At 46.4% G+C, this 3118-nt stretch carries 3 protein-coding genes and 2 pseudogenes; 1 reads left to right on the top strand and 4 read right to left on the bottom strand.

Translation table 11 applies throughout. The features are described from left to right. Positions 1-312, top strand: a 312-nt coding sequence (locus BBW68_RS19040; RefSeq protein WP_222563056.1) for a hypothetical protein, incomplete at its 5' end; no start/stop codon positions are given. Between the two features lie 134 nt (positions 313-446). On the opposite strand, the pseudogene BBW68_RS15485 reads toward BBW68_RS19040, so the two are convergent. The 4 genes and pseudogenes from BBW68_RS15485 to BBW68_RS02240 form a co-directional block, all read right to left on the bottom strand. Beyond that, positions 447-662 (bottom strand): annotated as a pseudogene (locus BBW68_RS15485) (helix-turn-helix domain-containing protein); the annotation flags it as partial. Next, positions 649-927 carry a hypothetical protein gene (locus BBW68_RS18220; protein ID WP_148127506.1) on the bottom strand — a complete coding sequence of 93 codons (279 nt, stop codon included), beginning with the start codon at positions 925-927 and terminating at the stop codon, positions 649-651. The gene BBW68_RS18220 and the pseudogene BBW68_RS15485, both read right to left, overlap by 14 nt. After that, complete coding sequence (locus BBW68_RS02245; protein WP_070133829.1) at positions 899-1465, bottom strand: hypothetical protein; 567 nt, start codon at positions 1463-1465, stop codon at positions 899-901. The genes BBW68_RS18220 and BBW68_RS02245 overlap by 29 nt, the downstream gene beginning before the upstream one ends. Positions 1466-1592: 127 nt before the next feature. Next, positions 1593-2109: pseudogene (locus tag BBW68_RS02240) on the bottom strand (J domain-containing protein). Positions 2110-3118: the final 1009 nt, after the last annotated feature.

The following is a 3118-nucleotide window of genomic DNA, read 5'->3' as shown; positions in this document are numbered from 1 at the left end:
ATCCGCGCCGTAACAGGTATGGGTCGTGTCGCCTTCCATGGTCAGGTGATCCGGAAAGAAGCGATTCAGATTCCTAACCATGAACATTCCCCGTCACTGCAAAGCCTGAAAGGGCTACCAGACGACACCACCGCCGATTTGCGCCGCAGAATGCCGCAGTTGGCGCGTGAGCCTGCGAACGGTACGCCGCCCGGCTGCAAGTCGGGCGGGGCGCTGTACTGCGAGTTCGAGCAACGCGAGTTACGGGCGCTACATCCCAATTACATAAGGTCATCCTCTTCTACCCCTTCAACTTTAGCTCCTGCGGTATGAATCGCTTGAATAGATTCTAATCTGTATGCATTCCATCCTCTTACATATCCATCATCATAATCACTATCATGATATATAAAACGTTCGTCTGGTAATTTGATCGTTTTCACCATTGGGTAATTAGATGAACCACTCCTTTTATTAATTAAATAATCTGGATGTTCACCAGCCAGTAGTAAAAGATACTCAAATTCAATTTTTGATGTTTTTATGTCTTTTATCGTTCCTTCTGCCTCCCTTCTCTGCCATGACCGCAAGCTAACACCAAACAATTTTGCACATTGCGTTTGTGTTAAACTTAATTTTTTCCTGATAGCCTTTACGTTCTCTGGCGTATTATTTATTTTCACTACCTTCTCCTTCATATTCTTTTATCATAGATACTATAATCTCTTTATCACCAGCTCTTAATCCTTTGCCATTGAAATTAATATCATCAAATGAATCCAATGAGAACAGAATATCACACGCTGTTATTTTAGTTGTTTTATTACCATCTTTTAGAATAGGTTTTGCGTATGCCTTTCTTTTTTTTATTAACCTATATATAATTCCATCTTTCGTTAAATAAAATGTACAATCACCTTTATTTTTCCTTATTTCTTTTATATTCATATATTTTAAGTACCCCTGTTAATTTAATGAGTTGTTCCACATTTAGCCCCTGTACAAACAAACCGTACCCGTTGTAATGGTCAGTAATTTTTCCGCTGAGGCCGTTTTCCGCTTGAAAGCCCGTCAGCACATCGTGCCAGTTATCCAGTTTCACAAGCTGAGATAACATGCCTTTGATGATTTTTCCTGCTCCTGCGCGGTCTCGTTGCGCCTGTTCTGCCTCCTGTGCTTTTTCCACATCCTCCCGCGCCTGTATCAGGATTTTACGGCATATATCGTCGGCAATGCCCGTTGCTCCCCGCGACGGTGACACGGTACATCGTGCCCCATTCCTGCGCCACTGCCGGGATTCAGCAAAACCGTAAACGGCCAGCCGGCCTTTTTCTTCCCTGATCGTGATGGCGTAGCGTTTCAGTTCCGGCGTGGTGAGTTTAATGCGATACGGGCAGTCATCCAGCAGGTTCCCGCGCCAGCCGTTCCCCAGCAGTCGGACGACGACTTCAAAAACGGGTTGCCATTTGTCGAAAAAATTTTGCATTTTTTCCTTCTGTTGCTGCGCTGGCGAAGCCAGCCAATGCAGCGTGGCGGTTTTTACCCTGTTTTCGGGTTCGATGCCCGAAAACAGGGCTGGCAATTTCAATCGGGGGCTTTTGCCCCCGTTCCCGTTATGCTCTGGTTTCTACCCGTTTAAATCCGGTCGCGCTCCGCTGGCCTGTCGTGCCGTACATTTCGCGGATTTCGTCGATACTGTGCTCCTTGCGGTTCCGGCTGGCTTTGTATTCTTCGGGACGATAGAACCACATCTTTTTTTTTGCTTGCCCACTTGCAGCCCAAAGCCTTGATCGCGTCTTTGTGCGCTTTCGTGTCGCCGCTGATCCAGATCTAATTACCTGCCACCTCAAAAATCACGCCAGCCTTGCCCTGCAAGGTACTGAGGACGCTTTCCAGTTCTTCCCCGAAGTTGTAGCGGGCGTTGTCGTCGCTGCTCTGGCTGTCATTGATGCGGTCGATGTTTTGCATCAGAAAATCAAATGCAGCGTTAACTGCTTTCATCATTTCCGCGCCAACAGGATTACGATCTGGGTGGAATTTAAGCGCCGCCTGTTTGTAAACTTTTTTGATGTCCTGCTCGGTGAGTTCACCGGAAAGGCCAAAGATATTAAGTGCTTGCTGGATATTCATTTTTAGCTCCTGCCCGTATGGGCTTTTTTGATTGGGGGCTATCCCCTTCGATGAAATAATAATACGACACTAGTGCCGCATTTGCAATGCCTTTTTTATGGGAAATAGCTAGTTTTGTGATTTTTATCATAATTTTAGATGCCCGTCAGGGCATGGAAGGAGCGGAGCGACGGAAGCTCCGCAGCGCAGCGAGGACGAAAACAAGCGGAACGCCGTCAGGCGTGAACATTTCCCGTCACTGCAAATCCTGAAAGGGCTACCAGACGACACCACCGCCGATTTGCGCCGCAGAATGCCGCAGTACAGCGCCCCGCCCGGCTGCAAGTCGGGCGGGGCGCTGTACTGCGCGTGTGAGCGTCAGCGAGCTACGGGCGTGATCTCGCCGGAGAGGGAAGGAAAGGTTATTTTTTAACCATGCATGGATTTTGTAGCCACTTCGCTGCTTGCCGAAGGTTATCCCCTGCAAACAGTCGCCGTTATCCACAACAATGGGGGAAAATTCATTTAGCGTAAAACTGGTAGCCACTTTTCTGTTTTATTTCGATTTTATTTTTACACATTTCAATACTTTTTTTACCCATTCCCGATGTAAATACCTTTCCTTTGTTTTTATGGATTTTTTCCAGAATTGCAACGCAGTTAGATAGCATTCATCATACTTTGCTTTTACTGCAATTCGCGCAAATTAATGGTATTTATCCATATCAAAACTCCGTTGATATTTTGTTAAATTGTTGGTATTTTTGATATCAAGAATTGTTGTTGAGTGCAATATTTATAGGGTAACAAGAGGACGCACTAAATGATCGCAGATACCCCGCCAGCTATCGAAATTCCGGTCTGTATGCAGCAGGCCGCAGCCCGTTATTAAATCCCCTTACGAGGGCTGATCAGTCTCTGGCTGACTGAGGGAGGGATGCCCGGCATGAAGAACAGGAACAAAAACGGCACCTATGATTTTGGCGCTTTCCAGATTAATAGCCCCATTTTCACTCGAAACGCAACAAAG

The organism is Candidatus Erwinia dacicola (genome assembly GCF_001756855.1).
Lineage (GTDB): Bacteria > Pseudomonadota > Gammaproteobacteria > Enterobacterales > Enterobacteriaceae > Erwinia > Erwinia dacicola.
The sequence above is the reverse complement of the archived record's forward strand: the minus strand, read 5'-3'. Positions and strand labels throughout refer to the sequence as shown.

What these genes read in the sequence shown, in the direction of transcription:
- BBW68_RS18220 (WP_148127506.1), bottom strand. Translation starts at nt 927, where the DNA reads ATGAATATAAAAGAAATAAGGAAAAATAAAGGTGATTGTACATTTTAT.
- BBW68_RS02245 (WP_070133829.1), bottom strand. Translation starts at nt 1,465, where the DNA reads ATGCAAAATTTTTTCGACAAATGGCAACCCGTTTTTGAAGTCGTCGTC.